Origin of the sequence: Peribacillus sp. NPDC097224, assembly GCF_044761985.1 — a bacterium.
GTDB lineage: Bacteria > Bacillota > Bacilli > Bacillales > DSM-1321 > Peribacillus.
This window is the reverse complement of sequence record NZ_JBIWDK010000012.1, coordinates 46520-67163: the sequence shown is the minus strand read 5'-3', so window position 1 is coordinate 67163 and position 20644 is coordinate 46520. Positions and strand designations below refer to the sequence as shown.

At 34.1% G+C, this 20644-nt stretch carries 23 protein-coding genes and 9 pseudogenes; 23 read left to right on the top strand and 9 right to left on the bottom strand.

Annotation, left to right across the window (positions count from 1 at the left end):
• Positions 1–2: 2 nt before the first annotated feature.
• The 3 genes from ACIQXR_RS18550 to glnA all read left to right on the top strand — a co-directional run bounded on the left by ACIQXR_RS18550 (position 3) and on the right by glnA (position 3257).
• On the top strand, positions 3–1271 hold the full coding sequence (locus tag ACIQXR_RS18550; protein ID WP_402875288.1) for a methionine gamma-lyase family protein: 1269 nt from the start codon (positions 3–5) through the stop codon (positions 1269–1271).
• Positions 1272–1480: 209 nt separating this feature from the next.
• Entirely contained in the window at positions 1481–1885 is a 405-nt protein-coding gene (locus ACIQXR_RS18545) for a MerR family transcriptional regulator (protein ID WP_402875291.1), read from the top strand.
• Positions 1886–1922: 37 nt separating this feature from the next.
• Positions 1923–3257 carry a type I glutamate--ammonia ligase gene (glnA, locus tag ACIQXR_RS18540; protein WP_402875294.1) on the top strand — a complete coding sequence of 445 codons (1335 nt, stop codon included), beginning with the start codon at positions 1923–1925 and terminating at the stop codon, positions 3255–3257.
• A gap of 113 nt (positions 3258–3370) precedes the next feature.
• Here glnA and ACIQXR_RS18530 read toward each other — a convergent pair.
• Positions 3371–4529: pseudogene (locus ACIQXR_RS18530) on the bottom strand (tyrosine-type recombinase/integrase).
• Between the two features lie 216 nt (positions 4530–4745).
• Here ACIQXR_RS18530 and ACIQXR_RS18525 point away from each other — a divergent pair.
• The 12 genes from ACIQXR_RS18525 to ACIQXR_RS18465 all read left to right on the top strand — a co-directional run bounded on the left by ACIQXR_RS18525 (position 4746) and on the right by ACIQXR_RS18465 (position 10853).
• Entirely contained in the window at positions 4746–5165 is a 420-nt protein-coding gene (locus ACIQXR_RS18525) for a hypothetical protein (protein WP_402875301.1), read from the top strand.
• Positions 5165–5557, top strand: coding sequence for a hypothetical protein (locus ACIQXR_RS18520; RefSeq protein ID WP_402875303.1), 393 nt, complete (start codon positions 5165–5167; stop codon positions 5555–5557). Before ACIQXR_RS18525 ends, ACIQXR_RS18520 begins: the two co-directional genes overlap by 1 nt.
• A 197-nt stretch (positions 5558–5754) precedes the next feature.
• On the top strand, positions 5755–6018 hold the full coding sequence (locus tag ACIQXR_RS18515) for a hypothetical protein (RefSeq protein ID WP_402875305.1): 264 nt from the start codon (positions 5755–5757) through the stop codon (positions 6016–6018).
• Positions 6011–6127: a CD1375 family protein gene (locus ACIQXR_RS18510; RefSeq protein WP_403080544.1), complete on the top strand. Its 117-nt coding sequence runs from the start codon at positions 6011–6013 to the stop codon at positions 6125–6127. Before ACIQXR_RS18515 ends, ACIQXR_RS18510 begins: the two co-directional genes overlap by 8 nt.
• Complete coding sequence (locus ACIQXR_RS18505; RefSeq protein WP_403080549.1) at positions 6072–6260, top strand: CD1375 family protein; 189 nt, start codon at positions 6072–6074, stop codon at positions 6258–6260. The genes ACIQXR_RS18510 and ACIQXR_RS18505 overlap by 56 nt, the downstream gene beginning before the upstream one ends.
• Before the next feature lie 79 nt (positions 6261–6339).
• Positions 6340–6606, top strand: a complete 267-nt coding sequence (locus tag ACIQXR_RS18500; RefSeq protein ID WP_402875307.1) for a hypothetical protein — start codon at positions 6340–6342, stop codon at positions 6604–6606.
• A gap of 131 nt (positions 6607–6737) precedes the next feature.
• On the top strand, positions 6738–7070 hold the full coding sequence (locus ACIQXR_RS18495) for a hypothetical protein (protein WP_402875310.1): 333 nt from the start codon (positions 6738–6740) through the stop codon (positions 7068–7070).
• Positions 7071–7238: 168 nt separating this feature from the next.
• On the top strand, positions 7239–8423 hold the full coding sequence (locus ACIQXR_RS18490) for an SH3 domain-containing protein (RefSeq protein ID WP_402875313.1): 1185 nt from the start codon (positions 7239–7241) through the stop codon (positions 8421–8423).
• A gap of 201 nt (positions 8424–8624) precedes the next feature.
• Positions 8625–9179: an SH3 domain-containing protein gene (locus ACIQXR_RS18485; RefSeq protein WP_402875316.1), complete on the top strand. Its 555-nt coding sequence runs from the start codon at positions 8625–8627 to the stop codon at positions 9177–9179.
• 545 nt (positions 9180–9724) lie between these two features.
• A complete protein-coding gene (locus ACIQXR_RS18480; RefSeq protein ID WP_403080540.1) occupies positions 9725–9997 on the top strand; it encodes a holin in 273 nt (90 codons plus the stop codon).
• Positions 9998–10049: 52 nt separating this feature from the next.
• Positions 10050–10577 (top strand): glycoside hydrolase family 73 protein, encoded by a 528-nt coding sequence (locus ACIQXR_RS18475; protein ID WP_402875321.1) that lies wholly within the window; start codon positions 10050–10052, stop codon positions 10575–10577.
• 75 nt (positions 10578–10652) lie between these two features.
• Positions 10653–10853 carry a LysM peptidoglycan-binding domain-containing protein gene (locus ACIQXR_RS18465; protein ID WP_483878328.1) on the top strand — a complete coding sequence of 67 codons (201 nt, stop codon included), beginning with the start codon at positions 10653–10655 and terminating at the stop codon, positions 10851–10853.
• 466 nt (positions 10854–11319) lie between these two features.
• Here the strand turns inward: ACIQXR_RS18465 and ACIQXR_RS18460 are convergent, their stop codons facing one another.
• From ACIQXR_RS18460 to ACIQXR_RS18440, 6 genes and pseudogenes are all read right to left on the bottom strand, one after another.
• On the bottom strand, positions 11320–11703 hold the full coding sequence (locus ACIQXR_RS18460) for a hypothetical protein (protein ID WP_402875324.1): 384 nt from the start codon (positions 11701–11703) through the stop codon (positions 11320–11322).
• A gap of 116 nt (positions 11704–11819) precedes the next feature.
• Positions 11820–12064, bottom strand: a pseudogene (locus ACIQXR_RS20560) (YhjD family protein).
• Between the two features lie 59 nt (positions 12065–12123).
• Positions 12124–12450 carry a YolD-like family protein gene (locus tag ACIQXR_RS18455; protein WP_402875326.1) on the bottom strand — a complete coding sequence of 109 codons (327 nt, stop codon included), beginning with the start codon at positions 12448–12450 and terminating at the stop codon, positions 12124–12126.
• Between the two features lie 602 nt (positions 12451–13052).
• Positions 13053–13208, bottom strand: a pseudogene (locus ACIQXR_RS18450) (helix-turn-helix domain-containing protein); the annotation flags it as partial.
• 324 nt (positions 13209–13532) lie between these two features.
• A pseudogene (locus tag ACIQXR_RS18445) lies at positions 13533–14680 on the bottom strand (site-specific integrase).
• 78 nt (positions 14681–14758) lie between these two features.
• Positions 14759–15154, bottom strand: a complete 396-nt coding sequence (locus tag ACIQXR_RS18440; protein WP_402875328.1) for a PIN domain-containing protein — start codon at positions 15152–15154, stop codon at positions 14759–14761.
• Positions 15155–15590: 436 nt separating this feature from the next.
• Here ACIQXR_RS18440 and ACIQXR_RS18435 point away from each other — a divergent pair, with 436 nt between their 5' ends.
• The 6 genes and pseudogenes from ACIQXR_RS18435 to ACIQXR_RS18410 form a co-directional block, all read left to right on the top strand.
• Positions 15591–15905: a hypothetical protein gene (locus ACIQXR_RS18435; RefSeq protein WP_402875330.1), complete on the top strand. Its 315-nt coding sequence runs from the start codon at positions 15591–15593 to the stop codon at positions 15903–15905.
• A gap of 182 nt (positions 15906–16087) precedes the next feature.
• A complete protein-coding gene (locus ACIQXR_RS18430) occupies positions 16088–16930 on the top strand; it encodes a hypothetical protein (protein ID WP_402875331.1) in 843 nt (280 codons plus the stop codon).
• A gap of 205 nt (positions 16931–17135) precedes the next feature.
• Entirely contained in the window at positions 17136–17423 is a 288-nt protein-coding gene (locus tag ACIQXR_RS18425; RefSeq protein WP_402875333.1) for a hypothetical protein, read from the top strand.
• Between the two features lie 207 nt (positions 17424–17630).
• Entirely contained in the window at positions 17631–18167 is a 537-nt protein-coding gene (locus ACIQXR_RS18420; protein WP_402875335.1) for a hypothetical protein, read from the top strand.
• 282 nt (positions 18168–18449) lie between these two features.
• Positions 18450–18611, top strand: a complete 162-nt coding sequence (locus ACIQXR_RS18415; protein ID WP_402875337.1) for a phage lytic cycle repressor MrpR family protein — start codon at positions 18450–18452, stop codon at positions 18609–18611.
• Positions 18612–20015: 1404 nt separating this feature from the next.
• Positions 20016–20317: pseudogene (locus ACIQXR_RS18410) on the top strand (GNAT family N-acetyltransferase); the annotation flags it as partial.
• Here the strand turns inward: ACIQXR_RS18410 and ACIQXR_RS18405 are convergent.
• A pseudogene (locus tag ACIQXR_RS18405) lies at positions 20315–20422 on the bottom strand (hypothetical protein); the annotation flags it as partial. The pseudogenes ACIQXR_RS18410 and ACIQXR_RS18405 overlap by 3 nt on opposite strands.
• 1 nt (position 20423) lies before the next feature.
• A pseudogene (locus ACIQXR_RS18400) lies at positions 20424–20498 on the bottom strand (hypothetical protein); the annotation flags it as partial.
• Between ACIQXR_RS18400 and ACIQXR_RS18395 the strand changes: the two are divergent.
• A pseudogene (locus ACIQXR_RS18395) lies at positions 20499–20573 on the top strand (hypothetical protein); the annotation flags it as partial.
• Positions 20569–20637: pseudogene (locus tag ACIQXR_RS18390) on the top strand (hypothetical protein); the annotation flags it as partial. The pseudogenes ACIQXR_RS18395 and ACIQXR_RS18390, both read left to right, overlap by 5 nt.
• Positions 20638–20644: the final 7 nt, after the last annotated feature.

The window sequence follows — 20644 nt, the reverse complement described above, 5'->3', positions numbered from 1 at the left end:
GGATGTATCAGCAGTTAAAGCATGGAGAAGTCTTAAAAACAATCGCCCAAGAAGTCGAAGCGATGATTTTTCCATTACATAAGCAAGTAGATGAAAGAATCGAGACCAATCAATTTCGCGTATTGCAAAGCTATCAGAAGCACCGTGTGAGTGATTCGCATTTTAACCCAACAACAGGATATGGATATGATGATATCGGACGTGATACGCTCGAATTAATATATGCCGATGTTTTTGGTGCGGAAGCAGGACTGGTTCGTGCTCAAATCATTTCCGGTACACACGCCATATCCACTGCCTTATTTGGGATTTTACGTCCAGGCGATGAATTGCTATACATAACTGGAAAACCATACGATACATTAGAAGAAATTGTTGGGATCAGGGGTTCTGGAATTGGGTCCTTACGCGATTTTCAAATAGGTTATGATGCGGTACCGTTAATGGAATCGGGAAGTGTGGATTTTGAAGCCGTCAGACAAGCGATCAATCCGAAAACGAAAATGATAGGCATCCAACGCTCAAAGGGCTATGCGACTCGTCCTTCCTTTACAATCGATGAAATAAAGGAAATGATTTCTTTCGTCAAGGAAATCAATCCAGAAATCGTTGTTTTCGTGGATAATTGCTACGGCGAATTTGTGGAAACGGAAGAGCCTTGTCATGTCGGGGCAGATCTTATGGCGGGTTCTCTCATTAAAAATCCAGGTGGCGGAATTGTGAAGACTGGCGGATACATTGTCGGTAAAAAAGATTTAGTTGAAGCGTGTTCCTATCGTTTGACGTCCCCAGGTATTGGAGCGGAGGCAGGGGCTTCACTATATAGCCTACAGGAAATGTACCAAGGATTCTTCCTTGCGCCACATGTCGTCGGGCAAGCGATAAAAGGTGCGATGTTCACAGCAGCCTTTTTAGAAAAAATCGGGATGAATACATACCCTCGTTGGGATGCAAAACGTACCGATTTAATTCAGTCTGTCCAATTCGATGATAAAGATAAAATGGTGGCTTTTTGCCAGGCAATTCAATATGCATCCCCAATTAATTCACATGTTACTCCATACCCTGCTTATATGCCAGGGTATGAAGATGATGTAATCATGGCTGCAGGAACATTCATCCAAGGAGCTAGCATTGAACTGACGGCAGATGGACCGACAAGGCCTCCTTATGTTGCCTATGTTCAAGGTGGCTTAACATATGCCCATGTCAAAATGGCTGTATTGACCGCGGTGAACTCGTTAATGGAGAAAGAATTGATACATTTGTAACATGAGATGGTAGCCGTTAGTTAACAGATACACTTCGTGAGAACCCAGCATGTCTGGATTCTCATGAAGAAAAATAGTCATAATATTCAATGGGTTACAAATCATTCAATTCTTTTGAATAATTTATGTCATAAAAGGTAACATCACCTTGACATATTAAATACCATATACTATGATTATATCAAGATAAACAAAGGAGGATGCAAAGAATGAGCGGCAACAACATTCGGCGTTCTATGCCTCTTTTTTCCATCGGAATTGTGATGCAGCTGACTGATTTGTCTGCACGTCAAATTCGATATTACGAAGAGCATCAATTAATTACTCCTATGAGAACAGACGGAAACCGGCGCGTTTTTTCTTTAAACGATATTGATAGACTCCTTGAGATTAAAGACTTGATCGAACAAGGCGTCAATCTCGCTGGCATTAAGAAGATATTTACTGTAAAAGAACAAAATTTACCGAAATCACAAGATCTTGAACAGGCGGAGAAAATAAGACGTGACTTAAGTGATGACGAACTGCGTAAGCTTTTACGAGCAGAGCTTCTCCAAGGCACTAGAAATCGCACATCTCTCCGACAAGGTGATATGTCGCGTTTTTTCAAATGAAATATCAATATGAACTATTATTTAGGGGGAATTGAAAATGGCAAAGTTTACACGTGAAGATATTACTCGTTTAGCAAAAGAAGAAAATGTAAAGTACATTCGTTTACAATTCACTGATATCCTAGGAACAATCAAAAATGTAGAAATTCCAGTTAGTCAATTGGAAAAAGCACTTGATAATAAAATGATGTTTGACGGATCTTCCATTGAAGGTTTCGTACGCATCGAAGAATCAGATATGTATTTGTACCCTGATTTAGATACATGGGTGGTTTTCCCTTGGACATCAGAAAAAGGTAAAGTTGCTCGTCTGATTTGCGATATCTACAATACAGATGGAACACCTTTTGATGGGGACCCTCGTGCTAACCTAAAACGAATTCTCGCTGAAGCAAGAGAAATGGGCTTCACGAACTTTAACTTAGGACCTGAACCTGAATTCTTCTTATTCAAACTAGATGCTCAAGGCGAACCAACTCTAGAATTAAATGATAAAGGTGGATACTTTGACCTTGCACCTACTGACTTAGGGGAAAACTGCCGTCGCGATATCGTTCTTGAACTGGAAGAAATGGGCTTTGAAATTGAAGCATCGCATCACGAAGTTGCCCCAGGACAACACGAAATCGATTGGAAATATGCAGACGCTGTATCAGCTTGTGATAACATCCAAACATTCAAATTGGTCGTTAAAACGATTGCCCGTAAACATGGTTTACATGCAACGTTCATGCCAAAACCACTATTCGGTGTGAATGGTTCAGGTATGCACTGTAACGTATCTCTATTTAAGGGAAGCGAAAATGCTTTCTACGATAAAGAAGGTAAATTAGAATTAAGCAAAACAGCTGAACAATTTATCGCGGGTATTATCAAACATGCACCAAACTTTACAGCGGTAACTAACCCAACTGTTAACTCATACAAACGTTTAGTACCTGGTTATGAAGCACCTTGCTATGTTGCTTGGTCCGCTAAAAACCGTAGCCCATTAATCCGTATCCCGGCTTCACGTGGAGTAAGTACTCGTGTTGAGGTACGTAGTGTCGATCCAGCAGCAAACCCATACCTTGCACTTGCGGTCATCCTAAAAGCGGGTCTAGACGGAATCGCAAATAACCTGACTCCTCCAGCTCCAGTGGACCGTAACATCTATGTCATGAACAAAGAAGAACGTGAAGCGGAAGGCATCATCGATCTTCCATCTACTTTATATGCGGCTTTAGAAACATTAAAAGCGGATAAAGTCATCAAGGATGCTCTAGGTGACCATTTACTTGAACACTTCATCGAAGCAAAAGAAATCGAGTGGGATATGTTCCGTACACAAGTTCACCCTTGGGAACGCGAACAATATATGTCTACTTATTAATAACACAAACCCTTGGCGCCTCTGGTGTCAGGGGTTTTTATTTTATGGGCATTTTATTGAAATATTTTGATTGATAATTACTGCCCTTGAAATGCCCATAAATAATTTTATAATTATTTGAGGACATTCTTCATGCGCTCTTCGAATTTGTTCATTCCATCCTTTTCAAGCTTTTTACTTATGTGCGAATATACATCAGAAGTGACCTGCATACTACCGTGACCTAGTCGTTCTTGTACATATTTCATACTCGCTCCTGCTTCCAATTGTAAAACAGCATGTGTGCGTCGCAATGAATGTATGGGTAACGATGGAAGGTTAGCTTGTTTTAATATGCGGGCAAAAGAATTAAAGAGGCTTGATTTCGGTAAATAACTTCCGTCGTTTCTAGAAAAGACCAAATTAAGATCATGCTGATACATTTGGTTTAATTTAATTTCATTTTTATTTTTTGTATTTTTTGTGGAAACTTAAATCAATAGCGAATCCATGACTTATAGTGATGATGTGCTTCGAACTGAAATTTTTTGTATCTCCAAATATCTTACTTTTATCTTTACTTGCTTCTTTGAAACCAAGTGATTTATTAATGTTTATTGTTTTCTCTTTCAAGTTTATATCTGTCCACTGGAGCGCAGCTGCTTCACCTTTTCTTAAACCCGTTTCAATTAGTGCTTTATAAAATAGCCAATAAGTATAATCATACTTATAAGCAATCTGTAAAAATTCAGCTATATGTTCTGATTCGATAAATTGTATTTCCCTCTTTTTTTTCTCTCCTCTTATTTCAACCCCAGCACATGGATTTTTTTTAACTTTTTCTAGAACAATAGCTTTTTCAAAAGAATTAAACATAGTCTGGTGTATAATCTCAATTGTCCGTCTGCTATAATCTTTTTCTGCAAGTTGATTGATGAACTTCTGATACAAAATAGGTCTAACGTCTTTTAAAAGTACGTTTTTGAAATAAGGAATGATATGATTTTTAATGTTTTGCTCATGCAATTCAAGTGTGTTTTTAGCTACCAAACCTTTTTTATATTCTTCTAACCATGTGTGTAAGTATAACTTCAAAGATTCATCTGTTTGATTATAACCCTCACGAATCAATCTTTCTGCTTCTTCTGCAGCTAATTTTGCCTCAGACTTACCAGTAAATCCTTTCTTTGACTTTTCTTTGAACTTTTGAGTTATCGAATCTTTATATACGATTCGATATTCCCAAAAATTTTTATTAGAACCTTTCTTTTTATATTTATGAAAACTAGCCAATATAAAACCTCCTTTTATAAAGAGGCGGGCCGTCGCCCACCTTTGTGTGTTTAAAGAATAGATACACTTCTTGGTCACAACAAGAACACTTTTGGGTATTTACATTGGAAACAAAGTCGTAATCTCCTGCTTCATCTAGCGTCGAATTAAAATAATCCATAAAATCCTCCCAAATTTATGGTTCGAAGAAGACGGACATTACCTGGTATGACTTAGGTGGAGGTAAATGGTGCAGCGCTAACAGCAAGGGATACAAAAGAGGATGTTCTTTATTCATACGGCAATGCGAAGACAAACGCTGAATATATCCCTGCAGGCGGAGGCTCCGATATTGTTGAGAAAACTATTGATATTATGACCCTGATTGGAAATACCTCTAATATCTCTGCAACCATCAATCAGAGTTTAATATTTGAAACTCCTGAAGGGGCCCAGGAAAAGGTCGATGCTGCAAAAGAGGCGGCCATGGTAACCATTAACGATTTGAAAACAAATTTGGAGAAATCCCTTGCTACACATCAGGCGGATACTATGCCACATCAATTCGTTACATCTGATAAAAAGAAATATAGGTATGGATTTAAGACCAATACTGCTAAAGATGGTCTTACTTTTGTTTATGAGGAGGTCTTATAATGCCAGAGATTAGTTTACCTACAAAAGCTATTCAGGATACTATCAAGCTCCAAACAGATAAAATAACAGATATTAAAACCAAGACAGATTTGATAGGTGTGCCTAATCCCACTACGGCAGACTCTAGCAATGTCATGAATTTTTTGAAGAAAGTTTATGATAAACCTACTCCTCCTGGTGGTACCAATTTTAAAGATTTTAGTATTTTATCACAACAATGGTCGGGTTACGGAAGATCAAATCTAAATTATGGAGAGTCGCTTACATTATTCTCTATAAGTGGTGGTGGGTTGATAGCTGGATTAATGATTGCGGGTGGAAATCAATTTACAGAGTTTGTTGTTACTATTTACTATCGACGGTGTGAAACTTACACTAGGGTCTATAGTTAATTACGCTTCACCTACTTACGCATGGCATAGTCCACATACACCTACACTTAACTTAAATGGTTTATTTCTCAGATATAATTCAAGTATAGTTGTTGAAATAAAAAACTTAAGAGGATCGAACACCTCTCCATCTTATTTCTCTACATCGGGTGCTAGAGCAAGTATTATTTGTTTAATTTAAGGGAGGGATAAATTTTATGTTGAGTATACTACGTGAAACAATCAGAGGGGACATGAAGGTGATTGAATATACTAAAGACGGAGAAACGGTAATTCAGACCGTCAAAGTACCTACAGATGTAGAGGGTATTCAAAATCCAGAATTAGGAGTATTTGAGTCATTAGAACAAAAAGTTGACCGTCTTGAAAAACAAGTTACGGAAGACAATCTCGTCCAATTCGAAGTATTAGCAACAATTTACGAAGAATTACTTTCGAAGGAAGTGTGTAAGGATGGTTGATATGTATGTACGATTGGTACAAGCAAATAGGAGGACGATTGAGTCAGTTCCAGATGAATTTCGTACAGAAGTTAAAACTATTATTGAAGGAGGAAATACAAATGGTTGATATGTATGTAGCATTAATAATTGCGGAGCGAAGAACTTTATCACAGGTTCCAGTGACATTTAGAAATGCTGTCGGTAAGGATTTAGAAGCATTAGGGCTAGACGGAATTGGTAAACCAATATTATCAGTATAAGCATCATGTTATAACAAGACTCTTAATCTTTAGAAAATTTATTTTTGTTTTATAATAAAGAAAATAAGGGGGATTGCAAATGCAAATACAAATCACAAAAGTAAATGTAAAAAAGGGGAATAGAACGCTTCTTTTAGAAGGATATATTGGACAAAATAGATTTAATGCGGAGCTTTTAAGTGTGAATTTAGAGATTACTTCTCCTCATAGGTTAGGTGAGAAGGATGAGAAAAGGATGGAAGAAATATTAACAGAAGAAATTTTCCCACTACCTTATAACGGACTGTTTGATCAAGAAGAAATTGATAGGATTATGGAAGATTCACCTTTAGTATTTAAGATTTGAAAATAAAAGTACGGAGCATCTCACGATTTGAGATGCTTTTTTTTAGTTAGTCTTAAACTGACTTTTTTGTTATCACCAGCATTATTTTGCCGATATATATATATATACCAAAGAAAATGAGGGGATGTAGAATGATAAATAAAGATTTAATTAGTGATTTTAAATCGGAGCTTGAGGCTATATCAGAAACAATATATTGGGCCAGGGAAAATATAGATTTATCTGTTGTTAAAAAGAGGTTGTCTCGAGTAATGGATGAAATAACAACATTAAAGAATGAATTAATTGATTTAGAGCAAACAGAACATGATATGCTTAGCAAAAAAGCTATAATTAACTATCAAATTTCACCAAAACCGAATTCAAAAGCACCAGTAGATGAGCAAAATAGAGGTCGAAATGCATATAGAAAAGGGAAGTTATTTACAAGCTCAGGGAAGTTCTTACCACCAGGTGATATATAAGATTGAAAAAAGCCTATTGAGACTTTTTTTTGCGTATTGGGAAGATAACACTCAACAAAGCAAACACCTATAGAGGTGTATTTTTAATAGTTTAAAATAAATAAATACTTTTTAGGTATTATTTGCTAGTATAGAGTAGTTAATTATACCTAAAAAGGGGAGAGAAAATTGAAAAACATATTTAAGATTATCATTGCATTTGCTCTTATTTTGAGCATAATAACACCTTTTTTAACATCATTTGCAGAGGCAGCAACTAAGACTTATTCTGCAACTGTAAAGGCAGATAAACTATATGTTAGAGAAAAAGCCTCAACTAAGTCAAAAAAATTAGGGACTTTGAATAAAGGTAAAAAAGTAACTGTATATGTAAAAAACAATAATGGTTGGTCCACAATAAAATACAAATACAAAAATAAAGATAGAAAAGCCTATGTTTCAGCAAAGTATTTGAAATACCCAACTACTCAAGCAGAATATTATGAAATTGCTAAGGTTAAAGGAGAGAATCTTAAAAAGAGTACTAATACATTTATCGCTTCATTAGATGCAGGAGATTTCGAAACCATTGCAGATAAATCTTATGAAAAGTTAGAAAAAGATATGACAAGAGTCTCTACTGAAAATATTAAAAAGGTGAAAAATAAAAAAAAGCGTGAGGGATTAATGAAATCTTATATAAGTCCAGCACAAGTACAACTGGATCGTGTGTATTATGAACGAGAAATTTTTTTTGCATTACGAGACACAGAAAGTTTGATAAATAATTTGAATTTTGAACAAGCTAGCATAAGATTTGAGGATGTAGCAGAATATAAATGGAGAGGTGAGGCACAACGTAATACTAAAAAAATAGATCATCTTCCAGCTAAGACTGTTTCATACCTTGAGGAAGAAACAAATGAAGTAGAAAAGCGTTTTTCATTTTCCTATATTGAGCAAATGCCAGAAGGAGAAAATTGGTTAATTGAAGATAATCCCAGTTTATTGCCAGCTTTAAAATTTAAAAGTAATCGAAATGAGTTGTATAATCACGGAATTTATATGAAAAACAAGGGTTCTCTTGCTAGCCCAAATTTTCACTTGACTAATGGTAATTACAATCGTTTTACAGCTTTTTTTGCACTTAATGAATACTGGAAAACGCATAAAGTAGGAAGTAGTAAACAAATCTCGACTTTGACGATTTACTGCAAAGACCGTTATTCTTGGAAAGAAAGTAAGTATTATCTTCAAGATGGAGAGGCTCCTATTCCAATAGATATAGATATTTCAGACAAAGATATATTTGGTATTAATATTACAGGGGAAGGAATGGTTGGTTTGGTAGATGCAAAATTTTATCGTAAATGAAAGAAATAAAACAATTTGTTAATTTACCGAAAAAAGTCAATAATGGTTTGTTGGATTTTTTTTGTGTAACTTGGAAGATTATGCGCAACAAAGCAAACACCCAAAGAAGTGTATATTTTATCTCTTTTATAAATAAATAAATACTTTTTAGGTATTATTTGCTAATATAAGATAGTAAATAATACCTAAGGGGAGATAGAATTGAAAAACATATTTAAGATAATCATTGCAATTGCTCTTATTTTGAGCATAATAACACCTTTTTTAACATCAACTGCAGAGGCAGCAACTAATAGCCCGAAGTCAAATTATAAAGTCCTAATTGATGGAGATTCTATAGCTCTTTATAAGAAGCCTAATGGTAAGAAAATCGCTACAATTAAAAGTGGTTATGAAGACAATGAAGGAATGTATACACCAAATGAGTTGAAAGTGAAGAAATTTTTAGTGAAGAAAAAAGAGAATTGGGTACAAGTGACCCATAAAAAACCGAATGGTAAGATTATTAAAGGATATGTTAAAACAAAATATATAAATGCAAATTTTAATGCAGCAGATTATGCAATCATCAATAGCTCGAATGGTTTGAACCTACGGAAGTCACCTAGCATAAAGTCAAAAATTATTACTGCTATTCCTTATGGTATTAGAGTTGATATTAAAGATGTATCTAAAGATTTTAAATGGTATAAGGTTAGATATGTTTCTAATAATGAGTCTAAACAAGGATTTATTAAGTGCTCGAATACGAGATAATACAACTAAGAAGTTAAAGCCACGGTACTTTTTTAGATTTTATACAAGTAACAAACTATGCACCTCTTAGGGGGTGTATTTTTTATGGATAAATAGAGAGGGGTATAGGGAAATGAGGGAATTGGAGGGGATGGAATTGGAAAGTAAGGTTCAGGAACATGATGAAAAATTTAAAGCAGTAGATCAAGAACTCGAAAGTCACCGTGAACAACTTTTGCAGTTGAAGTAAAATGATGAAAAGTTTCAGCAAGATGTATCTCTACTTAAAACTGACCTTGCTAAATTACAATCAGGACAAAGCAGTTTAGAACTAACCGTCATGAAGGGGAATGAATCAACCAGGGACCTAGTCAACGAGAATAAAATGATAACAAATAAATTGCTTGATCATGTTATTGGGAAGGATACACAAGAGCAACAGCCAAATATTGAAACGAGAAAACAGAAGTGGGAAATCATGGGGAAGGGTTACTGTCGCTGTATTCGGCGGCAGTGGCGTTCTTTATTTAATTGTACAAGCTTTTTTACCATAAGGAGGAATGGTTGTGGAAAACGAAGTCATGCAGCAAGTAATAATCTTTACAACTATCTTAGCACCTATAGTCACGGCATTTGTTCAAGTTATTAAAAGGACAGTTAAATTACCAAACAATGCATTACCTATTGTAAGTTTGGTTGCAGGATTAGGAATAGGATCCGTGGCATTTCCATTTACAGATATGGATATCACTTTAAGATTGTGGGCCGAAGCTTATGCAGGGCTTGGAGGTACTGGTCTTTATGAAGTATTAAAGAATCGTATAGAAAGTACAAAATAAGCTGCCTTCGGGTGCTATTTACTTTTTTTAAAAACAAAAGGAGATGATTTAGATGAGTGCAAAAACTGAAAATTTTATTAGGAAAGTAAAAGATGAGGCTCTCTCACTATGGGAGGTTTATAAAGTATTACCGTCTGTCGCAATTGCACAAGCAGCACTTGAATCATCATGGGGTACATCTGGACTTTCCAAAAAGTATAACAACCTATTTGGCATTAAAGGTAACTACAGTGGTAATTCATCAGCCATGCGCACATGGGAAGTATACGGTGGAGTAACCTATAAAATTACAGCAAACTTTCGTTCCTATCCGAATTGGTCCACTTCGATTAAAGATTACGGGTCTTTCCTTAATGTAAACGGCCGTTATAAAAAAGCCCTTGGCTTTACCAATTATAAGGCTCAAATTAAGGCAATCCACGAAGCAGGATATGCGACTGATCCAGACTATCAAGCCAAGATTATTTCCATTATTGAAGCGAATAATCTTGTTAAATATGATAATGAGGTACTTGATAGAAAAAGTACTTCCGTAAAGAATACAGCTGGGAGTGTAAAATCCATCTCTTATATAGTTTAATCAGGCGATACTCTTACTGCTATTTCTAATAGATATAATACAACTGTTAAAGCGATACAAAGCCTGAATGGGGTAATGAATCCTGATAAAATCGCTGTAGGTCAAAAACTTAAAGTGCCATACACAGCTGAATTTACCTATCACAAAGTTACAAAAGGCGATACTGTATCTGATCTTGCGAAGAAATATGGTAGCACAATTAAACAGATTAAAGTTTGGAATGACCTTGATAGAAAATACAACATTATCATTGGTCAAAAAATACGAGTGAAATAATCAAAAGCGTGACTTTTATATTTAAATCTATTAATGACTTCTAGATTAGCTTTTAAATATCCAATAAAGCAGGGGTGAAATAGACACAAAAAAAACACCCCCCCACAGGGGGAGCATGGTATGAGGTTGGTTGGGGGGGGGGGGGTAAAAATATAGCTAATGAAAAATACTCGCATTGTAATTTATTTTCACCCGCTGAAAATCGTATAAACAGTCCCCACTATTGTAACTATTGTACCTATAGCAGCCCAAATTAGTCCCCAGTCTTTTTTATCTTTAGTAGTAAATTTAAGCTTTACTGGTGGGAAAATTTTTCTCTTATAGATCAGATAGAATAACACCAACATCAAGCAAAATAAGAGACCAGATAAAAAAGAAGAAAGTATCTGTTCTTCTTTTATTGAACTAACAATAGAAATCGCACAGAGTGTTAATATTCCCCCTGCTACAAAAGAGGTATAACTTGCTATCTGTAAAACAATAGATTTTTTTCTTTAAAAAATGTATTAATAACCTGAGCCATGCCATTTACCCATACCTCATCTACACCTTCTATTGATACAATAATTCCAAAATTATAGATAGAAACGCTAAGATACTTTACTGAAGAAAAACCTTGTGCTTGTGCAGATTCTGTGTATTTCATTCTAATGGAATCTAGATTTTTGGGTACTTGTTCATCAAAAAATCCATACATAGACATAGGCTCTAAAGACCTGTTTGGAGTTTCTACATTAAAATTTTTTCTAGTATTACCTATGGCAAAATTATCTTCCAATATACTTTCTAACTCTAAAATATCCTCTTTGGTTAAATTAATTGAATGATAGTTTTTTTGTGATTTATACATAAAAACCCCTCTTTAATTTCCATTTTATTCTTTATTAGAAATTATAGCATTGTGATTTATAGAAACATACATCTTTCTTATTGAGAGGGGTTTTTAACGTTGTTCTAAATAAAACTTCAACAATTCTGCACATCTATTCTTAATCTAGGATTAAAATAATTATGAAATACCTCGTAACCGTTGTAAATGAATGAATACATCGTAAAATCACTATCCCGTTTAACCTCACTAACCTAGTTATTTTTAGGTCCTTTTGAACGGATCTGATTGCATTTTCAACTAACTCCAAGTAAGGTCTATTTAATTTAAGTGGAGCCTTTTCAATAATCAGCCGATCCCGTTCAAGCAATTTTATTAACATAGGTAAATAGATTTCTTACTCGATTATATCCCTATCGTGGGTGGGTATTCTGGTCATAACTAAACCCTCTCCACTGATACGAGGGAATCAAGGGTAACGGTAATCATATCATCTTGTAGTTCCAGTTTCAGTTGCCGGGATACCAGATTTACTTTGGCGACAATACATGAGAATATAGTGTATAGACCGTTTTCCCATATAGTTAAATGAATAGGGAGGGTGTAGTTTAAAGAATCCATGACGACAATTTCTATCTGTTCAAATGCTTGTTCATCTAGTTCAGGCTTCTTTTCTAGCTTATCTTCTACTGCCCAATCCCTCAGAGCCTTTACATGCTCAGGAAGCATTAAAGATGTCCACTTAATTGTGCCTCTATCCTTTATCATAAACCCATCTCCTTTTTTTATTATTATATACAAACGTTTGTTCGTAAACAACTCGAATAAGAGTAATGGTTCGTATGAAATTTAGGATATAAAAGGGAGCTTGTATGAATGGTTAATTCCAATGAAGAAATTTCTTGTTAGATATATTGCATAAAGAAAGAGCCCTTCTCTTACCGAGAGGGACTTATATCTAATTTAAAAAGTAAGTACATAGGACTGAACTTATGGCTAAAATTATCAATAATTTTTACATTGAATCATCCAAAGTGTATCCAGTGATTTCTTTAAATTTCATTCGTATATAGCTAGAATTATCCCAATCTTCGTCAGTCCTTTCATTAGCTATACTTCAATTTTATAGAAAATACATTCCATAATTTAGAGGGATTTTGTTATTTGGTTTTCAATATACTTAATTAACTCTTCACAAAATCTAGTGATTTTGATATTATGCTCAATTTTGTAGTTAAAATTACCTATATGATACTCAGGTATATTATCAGTTATGGATAAGATTATAAATGGAAGTTTCGAATTTTTTCTCTGAAATATCAAATTTATATATTTTAGCTTTATCAATATGTAATCGTTTCTGTACATAGTTATCCAGCAAAAAATTCTTCATCAAAATAAAGCTTTGTCATCAATTTGTTCACAATTCCGTTGAAGTAAGCGAACTGGCCCTTAATCATTTTAGTTCCTGCTTTAACTTTCATCATAAATTCTTTAAATGCTTTTACGCCAATACTTAATTCTTCCGCTGTGCTCTTTTGTTTTTATTATTAATATGTGCCCATAAAATTGCCCATAAAAGTTAGATGGATTTTGATTTATTATGATTATATTCATTTGGGAAATCACGATAATTAAGCATATTTAATATGTTTTTATCCGTTTTACTTCTATAGAATATATTCCGCACGCAAGTTCACCCTTGGGAACGCGAACAATATATGAGCACGTATTAATTCAAAAACGTTGATATAACAAGGTTTTATGGATGAAAAATGGTGGTCAATATAAAAGTGAGTCAGAAGAATTAACGTTTGACCACTTTTTGACCACCAAATAATCCTAAAAAATTAGCTTAATAAGTTTTTCATGTAACTATCATAATCATCCACTGATCTGTTTTCTATCTTGTCCGAGATATGAAAATAAACATCAGATGTGATGGTTATGTTTTTATGTCCAAGTCTTTCTTGAACAAACTTCATACTAGCTCCAGACTCTAATAATAATACTGCATGAGTATGGCGCAATGCATGGACTGGTAATTTTTCTATTCCTGCTTTTTGAATTACTCTGTTGAATGCGTTGAATAGGTAGGCTTAGGTAGAAAGTTGCCATCTTCTCTGCAGAATACCAAGTCCAACTCATGATGGTATATGTCGTTATAAACTATTCTCTGAGTGTTTAAATAATCCATATGCTTGGACAATTCCTTCGATAAAGAATCACTCATTTTCACTTTGCGATTTGATCCATACGTTTGAGCTTCCCCAAATCTACTTTCTCCAGCACGAGTTTGAAAATCCAACGTTTTATTAACAGTAATATATCCTTCTTTGAAATCAAAATCCTTACTTTGCAATGCAGCAGTTTCACCTTTTCTCAGGCCAGTTTCTAATAGAGTTTTAAAGAACATGTAATATACATAGCTATCTCTTCTAGCTACCCGTAAGAATGCAGGGATATCATCAGACTTAATATATTGAAGCTCTGTTTTCTTTTTCTCATTCTTCTTAGGGATAACAACATCTTTACAAGGATTTTCATCAAGCTTACGCAATGGGCGAACAGCTATTTGTAAAGCACTATACATAGTAGTATGAATTATTTCTATTGTTCGGTTACTGTAACCTTGGTCACTAAGATGATTTAAAAATTTTTGATACCTTAAAGGAGTTAAATCTTTCAAATAGATATCCTTGAAGTAGGGAATTATCTTAGTCTCTATATTGCGTTCATGCAATATATACGTATTTTTTCGAACGTTATCCTTCTTATATTCAAGAAGCCATTCTCTTAAATACAATTTCAACTGAACATTGTCCCTATCTAATTCTAAACCATTTGATAATTTAACTTCTTCAGCAGATGCTGCAATTGAAGCTTCTTTCTTAGTTTTAAATCCACCTTTGGAAATCTCCTTTGATTCACGAGTAGTAGGATCAATATATTTGATTCTGTACTGCCAGGTAGATCCACGTTTTCTAAAGCTTTCCAATAAAAATCACCTCTTTCGCTAAAAAACAAATTAAAGGAGTATGTAAGGAAAAGGGGAATGAGACAGAAGGATCAGGGGCTACAAATAAATATCGATGAGTCTAATCTTGTCCAAGACATTATCAGAAGCATTCTCTAAGTTTTCTTCCCATTCAGGTTTTTGACCTGGAGTTACTACTGTATCTTTCATGTGCCCATAAATTGCAGTTAGTTTTCCTCCATTAGATAGTTGAACACCTTCATGCAATTTACCTTGTTGACGCAATTTATCAAGTTGCTTGCTAACATAACGTGCTTTTTTTCCCAGTTCGTCCATGAGTTTCTTTTTCGAGTCTAGTTCTTGAAACACTACAGAAGGTATAATGAAACTAGCCAGCAGTACAAATGCATATGTACCTATAGGTTTAATCTTATCTAGGGAAGCAATCAATCTATCAAGATCAAAACCATTCCTGGACCTAGGCTTAACTGTCATTGAATCAGCGAATTGCATTTACATAGGAAAAAGTATTTATTGGTTTGAGTCATGGTGACAAAGGTGCTAATAGAATTCTTGGTACCAATCCGAAACTCTATCCTGATGTTCATTGAAAATTTCTTGAGTAATTGATGTAAGTTAAATGCTATTTATTATATTTGATTAAAATAAATTTGGAGGTGTTGAATATGGATTTCCTATTAGGCATAGAAGATGAATTAGTAAAGCAATTTGCATTCCCAGCATTAGAAACAACATCAGAAGCTTTAGGAATTAATAAGGAGAGATTATAGAGAAAGTTAAAAGTTTGAATGTTGTTAACGTAGAAGAAGTGGTAGAAGAATTTACTTGGCAGCGGATTGACAACTATAAGAAGACTGTTAACATTACTCCTAAGAAATAGAATAAGCATAATCCCCAAAGGAGGTCTCTCATGAAATCACGCCTCAAAACTGAACTACAAAAGGAATTATCCTACTTAGAAGGTTATAGAAAACGTACAGCACAGTTAGCCATGCAAGTATTAGATAATATTGAAGATGTAAATGTTTTTCTTGAAATGGAATCATCGCTAACAGTAGTAAAGGATCTCCTAAATGAGGATGAATATAGGCTTCAAGATGTTGCAAAGATGCTTAATGTGCTATTGGGGCATCTAATAAAGGATGACAACATATCAGATGAAATGAAGCAAAAACTTGCAGAGAGGAAACTTAGAAAGAAAGGTTATCGTTTAGAATTAGAGTGAATAGCTAACTTAAGTCACCTTTACCTGGTGGCTTTTCTTTTTATCTAAAAAACTATATTACTTTAATTATAATATCCTTTTGATTTACAATTAGCTTATATTATTCCTATATTTCCATATGACTATTGTTTTAATGATATAATAAATTGCTGTAATTTATTAAATATTTTAGGAGGATTTAAATGTTACACTTAAAAAAACTCTTAGTGTTACCTATGGTTGCAATTGCTTTGTCAGGTTGCAATTCAGGAGAGACTTCAGTAGGGTCTAATGATCCAGAAATGATAGTTAGCGACGAACAAGCTAATGCAGCTAGAGAAGATGTTTTAGAAAGACTTGAAATTGTATCAAATGAGCGTAAAGAAGGACAAGAAGAAGTAGGGTATGTTACAGAAGAATCATTTGCACCCATAAGAAATGGCTTTAATATTATAGCAAATGCTATTGGTAGCAAAGCTTTAATTGCGATGAATGATGATGATCATATGAATGAACAATTCAACACGCTTGAAAAAGATATAGATTCCCTATCATCTGAAGAAATCTATGTAGCGATGAAAGATATAGATACATTTAAGAATGTCTATGAGGCTGCGTTTATGAAGGATATACATACAGATATGAAAATACTTGACCCAAATGGTCCCGATGGGGAAATATATGGCTTTAATTTAGTTAATGACAGTTCTACGCCTATTGAGGAAATAAACGAGTCAGCTGATCTTTCAATTGATAGGTTGGCATGGGTTAAAGATGATTTAGAATTGATAAAATTAGAAACTGAAAAGTATGGTACAGATTTTACTGAAGAGGAAGTAGAAAAACTTAATAAAATTGTTTCAAGTTTAAAAGATTCCGCAAATAGTCAAATTGGAGTGTTTTCAAATTTCACTAAGATAAAAGTTGATATCGGTATCACATTTGAGGAATATATAGATGAAGCTAAAGAAGAATATGCTACTGGTGAAGAAGCTGTTACCGATTTAGAAAATGAACTTAATGTAACGTACATCGAAGAAGAATAGTAACAAAGGCCACTTAAAACAGTGGCTTTTTTATATATTGATTTAATAAAACCCATAGTGTTATGATAATATAGTTCAAAAGTTTTATGTAAATACTATTTTTTCTATTGAAAATATATTATTATAGTATAATAGGTAACCGTATTGATAATTAGGAGTAAAGCATTAAGCCGAGTAATTATATAATAGAAAAGGTGAGATTTTAATGAAAGTTAATTTAAAACATCCACAAACGCACATGACTAAAACAGTGAAAGTAGGGTTTAGCTGGACAGTCTTTTTCTTTAGTTTTTTCCCAGCTCTTTTTAGAGGAGATTGGAAATGGGGAATTATTATATTTTTAGCCTCAGTTGTTACATTTGGCTTTTCTGGTCTGATATTTATGTTTATTTATAATAAAATTTATCTGAATGAGCTATTAAAAGAAGGATACCTTCCTGCGGATGATCATTCTGCAACTACCTTGCAAGATAAAGGGTATATCGCAATTTAGGTAGTATTATTTTTAATGAAAGATTAAGTCACCTAATAGGTGGCTTTTATTTATCTCTAAATGTGCTGAAATAGTTAATTTGAATGAAGTATAACTTGATATAAACAGATTATATTATTTTTCTAGGTAAAAATAATTAGGAAATATTGAGTTGCTTTTCTTATTGTGGTAAAATTAACCGTTGAAATTAAGGGGGAACTGTGAAAGATGACACTTTTAGAAACATTGCGACTGTATGAACCTGAAGTAAGAATCCAAAGAAATGAGCGATTAGCTATCTCTGATATCGTGAGTAAAAATGGAATGGGAAGACGTATCCTTTGGTCATTTATTGTCACTCCGTTATTCGCTTATGCTGTTATCGGTTCCTTTCTACAGACTGCTCTCGATACAGATAAAAATCCTACTATTGCTATCTTGCCTTTTGTTGTCTTTATTTGGATGACAATATCTGCAGGGAAACGTAAAATCAAAATGAAAAGTGCTATAAAAAGGATTAAAGACAGTCAAGAGAGAATGGCGACATTAAGTGGTATTCCAGAGGATTATCAGAATTTCGAAGCTATTTCGGAATTTATAAAATACATAAAATCCTCACGGGCAGATACGATAAAGGAATGTATTAATTTGTATCATACTAACTTGCGACATAAAGAAAGAATGAGAAAATTAGAGGACATTGAAGATGAATTAAGTTCTATCGATTCAGAAATGGATGAACTTCAAAGAAGATCAAGGTATTAAATGGAAGGTCACTCGTAATAACGAGTCGTATATTTTAGATTAGGATTTGAGTAAATCAATATTTAAGGTGAGAATACTATTTGTAGTATTCTCACCTTTTTTATATTCACTAAGTATCACCCAATAAAAGACATCTTTTAACCGTGTTATAGGCTTGAAAAAGGGATAATATGGTAGCATAAGGGAGTATGAGAGAGGTTAATTTTCTCCTTATTTCTTAACGCAGCATTTGGCAAATATTTCAGCTATAATGTGAATATGATGAGTTAAAGGGGGCGTAAAATGTATAACCAACAAGCCAAACAGCAATTCTTAGCCACTACTCATTCTCCAGAAGCATACAGACCTTTTTTTCTCATGTCTGAATCCATTGAATATCGTTTCAACAAAGATGTATATGATTTTACTGTAAGTGAGCTTGAAGACTCTATATGGGCGTATTAAGCCGACGACTGAACAACATGCAGAGGCAATCTTCAAGCTACTGGATCAGTACACTAACTGGAGTATAAAAGAAGGATTACGTAATTCCAGCGTATCACCGTTTATGGCCTTTATGGAAGATTGGAGTCATCAGTTTATAGTTAAATGAGACCTCTCAGCGATGGAAGGTTTTATTATGTTTAAAAATGTATAGGTATAAAGTTTTATAAAAATTGGATAAAAAAAGAAATACTGATACAATATACCTGGACTTTATATTAATGTATACTTACATTCATCCAGGAGGTATTTATGAAGAAGCTACTCTTAGCAGTTATTTTAATCTTTTCTTTAGTTACACCTACATTTACACATGCAGCATCAACATCATTAGTTTTAAAGGTAAACAATAAGCAATAATTGGGGTCTTTTTTTGTGCGCTACTGAGCTGTAAAAGCAGTTAAAAATTTGACCACCGATTGACCACTTTGATCACAATCTATAAACACTTATAAACTAATCAAATGAGTAAAACGCTTGTTATAACTGTTATTAACACGGATAAATATGTAAAAAAGTAATAAAAACCTGTTCCGCACGCAAGTTCACCCTTGGGAACGCGAACAATATATGAGCACGTATTAATTCTTTGAACCCTTGACGCTCTAAGCGTTGAGGGTTTTTATTTTGTGGGTGAATACTTTATATTTATGTTTACTTTTTAAATACACAAAACACCCACACTCACGACAAAACTTTGTTTATATATGCACCGAAATTGTTCACTTAACCTTTAGCCCTACTACATCAGTATTCACTATCAATTTTATGTCGCAGTTCAAGGGGCTGTCTAATAAGTCCTTATTCCAGGGAATTTCACAAAAATAAAGAGGCAGAAATGTTGTTAAAGCAACGTTTCTGCCTTTTACCATTTATACAATTTCGGTATAATTACCCCTTTTGGGACAGCCCCTTGAACTTTAATCTTAGTGAAAGATGTTATTCGTTTTTTCTTCGGTGATGCCGATAATAGGGGTTTATTTTAACTATATTATTTTTCCCTCTATTCAACTAACCGAGCAGGATAGGTAAATAAGAATAGGAGGAAAAAAGGATAATAAATAGAATATCAATATCAATCATATAAGCAAGAAAGGTAGATTAGGCTCAATATTTCAACTCTATTTTTAAGATTGCCCCTCATTTTTATAACATTAAAGAAAATATAAAATGTGCAATTGATGAACATGTAATCTTAACAAATGGGGATTAAGTAAATATTTACTCAAACAAACCTTGGAATTGCTTTGTTATTCTGTTAAAGGGCGCTTATCTGTAATATGATAAACACCTTTGTTGAAAAAAATGATTAAGTCCTTAACAGTAATTTTAAATAATTGGTATTAAGTTTAAAGAGGCTCTAGAGTGCTTTACTTAGAGATTAGAAGGCCAAGAACTGAGGATATAAAAGAGTTAAATCAATTTTTTAGAACGATACATTTATTAAAGAAGGTATAGGGGATAAGCTAGAGGACATAGAAAACGAAATTGAAGCTAAGAAAATCTACTTAGAAAGTGACTTGTCAAGTAATGGTGAAAAACGTTTTTTTCTGATTGCTTTAGATGGAGATAAAATAATTGGTACAATTGAATACGGTGCACCAGGCGATCTTATAAGTAAAGATAGAGATAATGCTTTAAAAGATCTAAATGAGGTGGGTACAGTCAACCGGTGTTCCATCAGGCATGTAAGGCATATCTTCTTCAGGAAGGATCCTTGAGATTACACCTTTGTTACCATGACGTCCGGCCATTTTATCGCCTTCATGTATGCATGTTCGCTCCCATTAGGGCACGGTTGGAGTCATCATTTTCCAAGAAAGGAATACATGCTGTCGCTGCAGATACGGAGCTACTGAGGAAGACGTTTGGAGTACGATTGAAGAAGCTGGCATGTCACGTGATGCAAAAACGGTACTTTACTCGTATGGAGCGTGTCGTGCGTGAAAGAATGTCTATTCAAGACACGAATACGATCACTCCACAGCTGTAAT

Coding starts and splice junctions, on each gene's coding strand:
- ACIQXR_RS18455 (WP_402875326.1), bottom strand. CDS start 12,450: ATGATAAAGGATAGAGGCACAATTAAGTGGACATCTTTAATGCTTCCT.
- ACIQXR_RS18460 (WP_402875324.1), bottom strand. CDS start 11,703: ATGTATAAATCACAAAAAAACTATCATTCAATTAATTTAACCAAAGAG.
- ACIQXR_RS18440 (WP_402875328.1), bottom strand. CDS start 15,154: ATGACAGTTAAGCCTAGGTCCAGGAATGGTTTTGATCTTGATAGATTG.
- ACIQXR_RS18520 (WP_402875303.1), top strand. CDS start 5,165: ATGCCAGAGATTAGTTTACCTACAAAAGCTATTCAGGATACTATCAAG.
- ACIQXR_RS18515 (WP_402875305.1), top strand. CDS start 5,755: ATGTTGAGTATACTACGTGAAACAATCAGAGGGGACATGAAGGTGATT.
- ACIQXR_RS18510 (WP_403080544.1), top strand. CDS start 6,011: ATGGTTGATATGTATGTACGATTGGTACAAGCAAATAGGAGGACGATT.
- ACIQXR_RS18420 (WP_402875335.1), top strand. CDS start 17,631: ATGACACTTTTAGAAACATTGCGACTGTATGAACCTGAAGTAAGAATC.
- ACIQXR_RS18475 (WP_402875321.1), top strand. CDS start 10,050: ATGAGTGCAAAAACTGAAAATTTTATTAGGAAAGTAAAAGATGAGGCT.
- ACIQXR_RS18500 (WP_402875307.1), top strand. CDS start 6,340: ATGCAAATACAAATCACAAAAGTAAATGTAAAAAAGGGGAATAGAACG.
- ACIQXR_RS18425 (WP_402875333.1), top strand. CDS start 17,136: ATGAAAGTTAATTTAAAACATCCACAAACGCACATGACTAAAACAGTG.
- ACIQXR_RS18465 (WP_483878328.1), top strand. CDS start 10,653: ATGAATCCTGATAAAATCGCTGTAGGTCAAAAACTTAAAGTGCCATAC.
- ACIQXR_RS18495 (WP_402875310.1), top strand. CDS start 6,738: ATGATAAATAAAGATTTAATTAGTGATTTTAAATCGGAGCTTGAGGCT.
- ACIQXR_RS18415 (WP_402875337.1), top strand. CDS start 18,450: ATGTATAACCAACAAGCCAAACAGCAATTCTTAGCCACTACTCATTCT.
- ACIQXR_RS18430 (WP_402875331.1), top strand. CDS start 16,088: ATGTTACACTTAAAAAAACTCTTAGTGTTACCTATGGTTGCAATTGCT.
- ACIQXR_RS18545 (WP_402875291.1), top strand. CDS start 1,481: ATGAGCGGCAACAACATTCGGCGTTCTATGCCTCTTTTTTCCATCGGA.
- glnA (WP_402875294.1), top strand. CDS start 1,923: ATGGCAAAGTTTACACGTGAAGATATTACTCGTTTAGCAAAAGAAGAA.
- ACIQXR_RS18550 (WP_402875288.1), top strand. CDS start 3: ATGTATCAGCAGTTAAAGCATGGAGAAGTCTTAAAAACAATCGCCCAA.
- ACIQXR_RS18435 (WP_402875330.1), top strand. CDS start 15,591: ATGAAATCACGCCTCAAAACTGAACTACAAAAGGAATTATCCTACTTA.
- ACIQXR_RS18505 (WP_403080549.1), top strand. CDS start 6,072: ATGAATTTCGTACAGAAGTTAAAACTATTATTGAAGGAGGAAATACAA.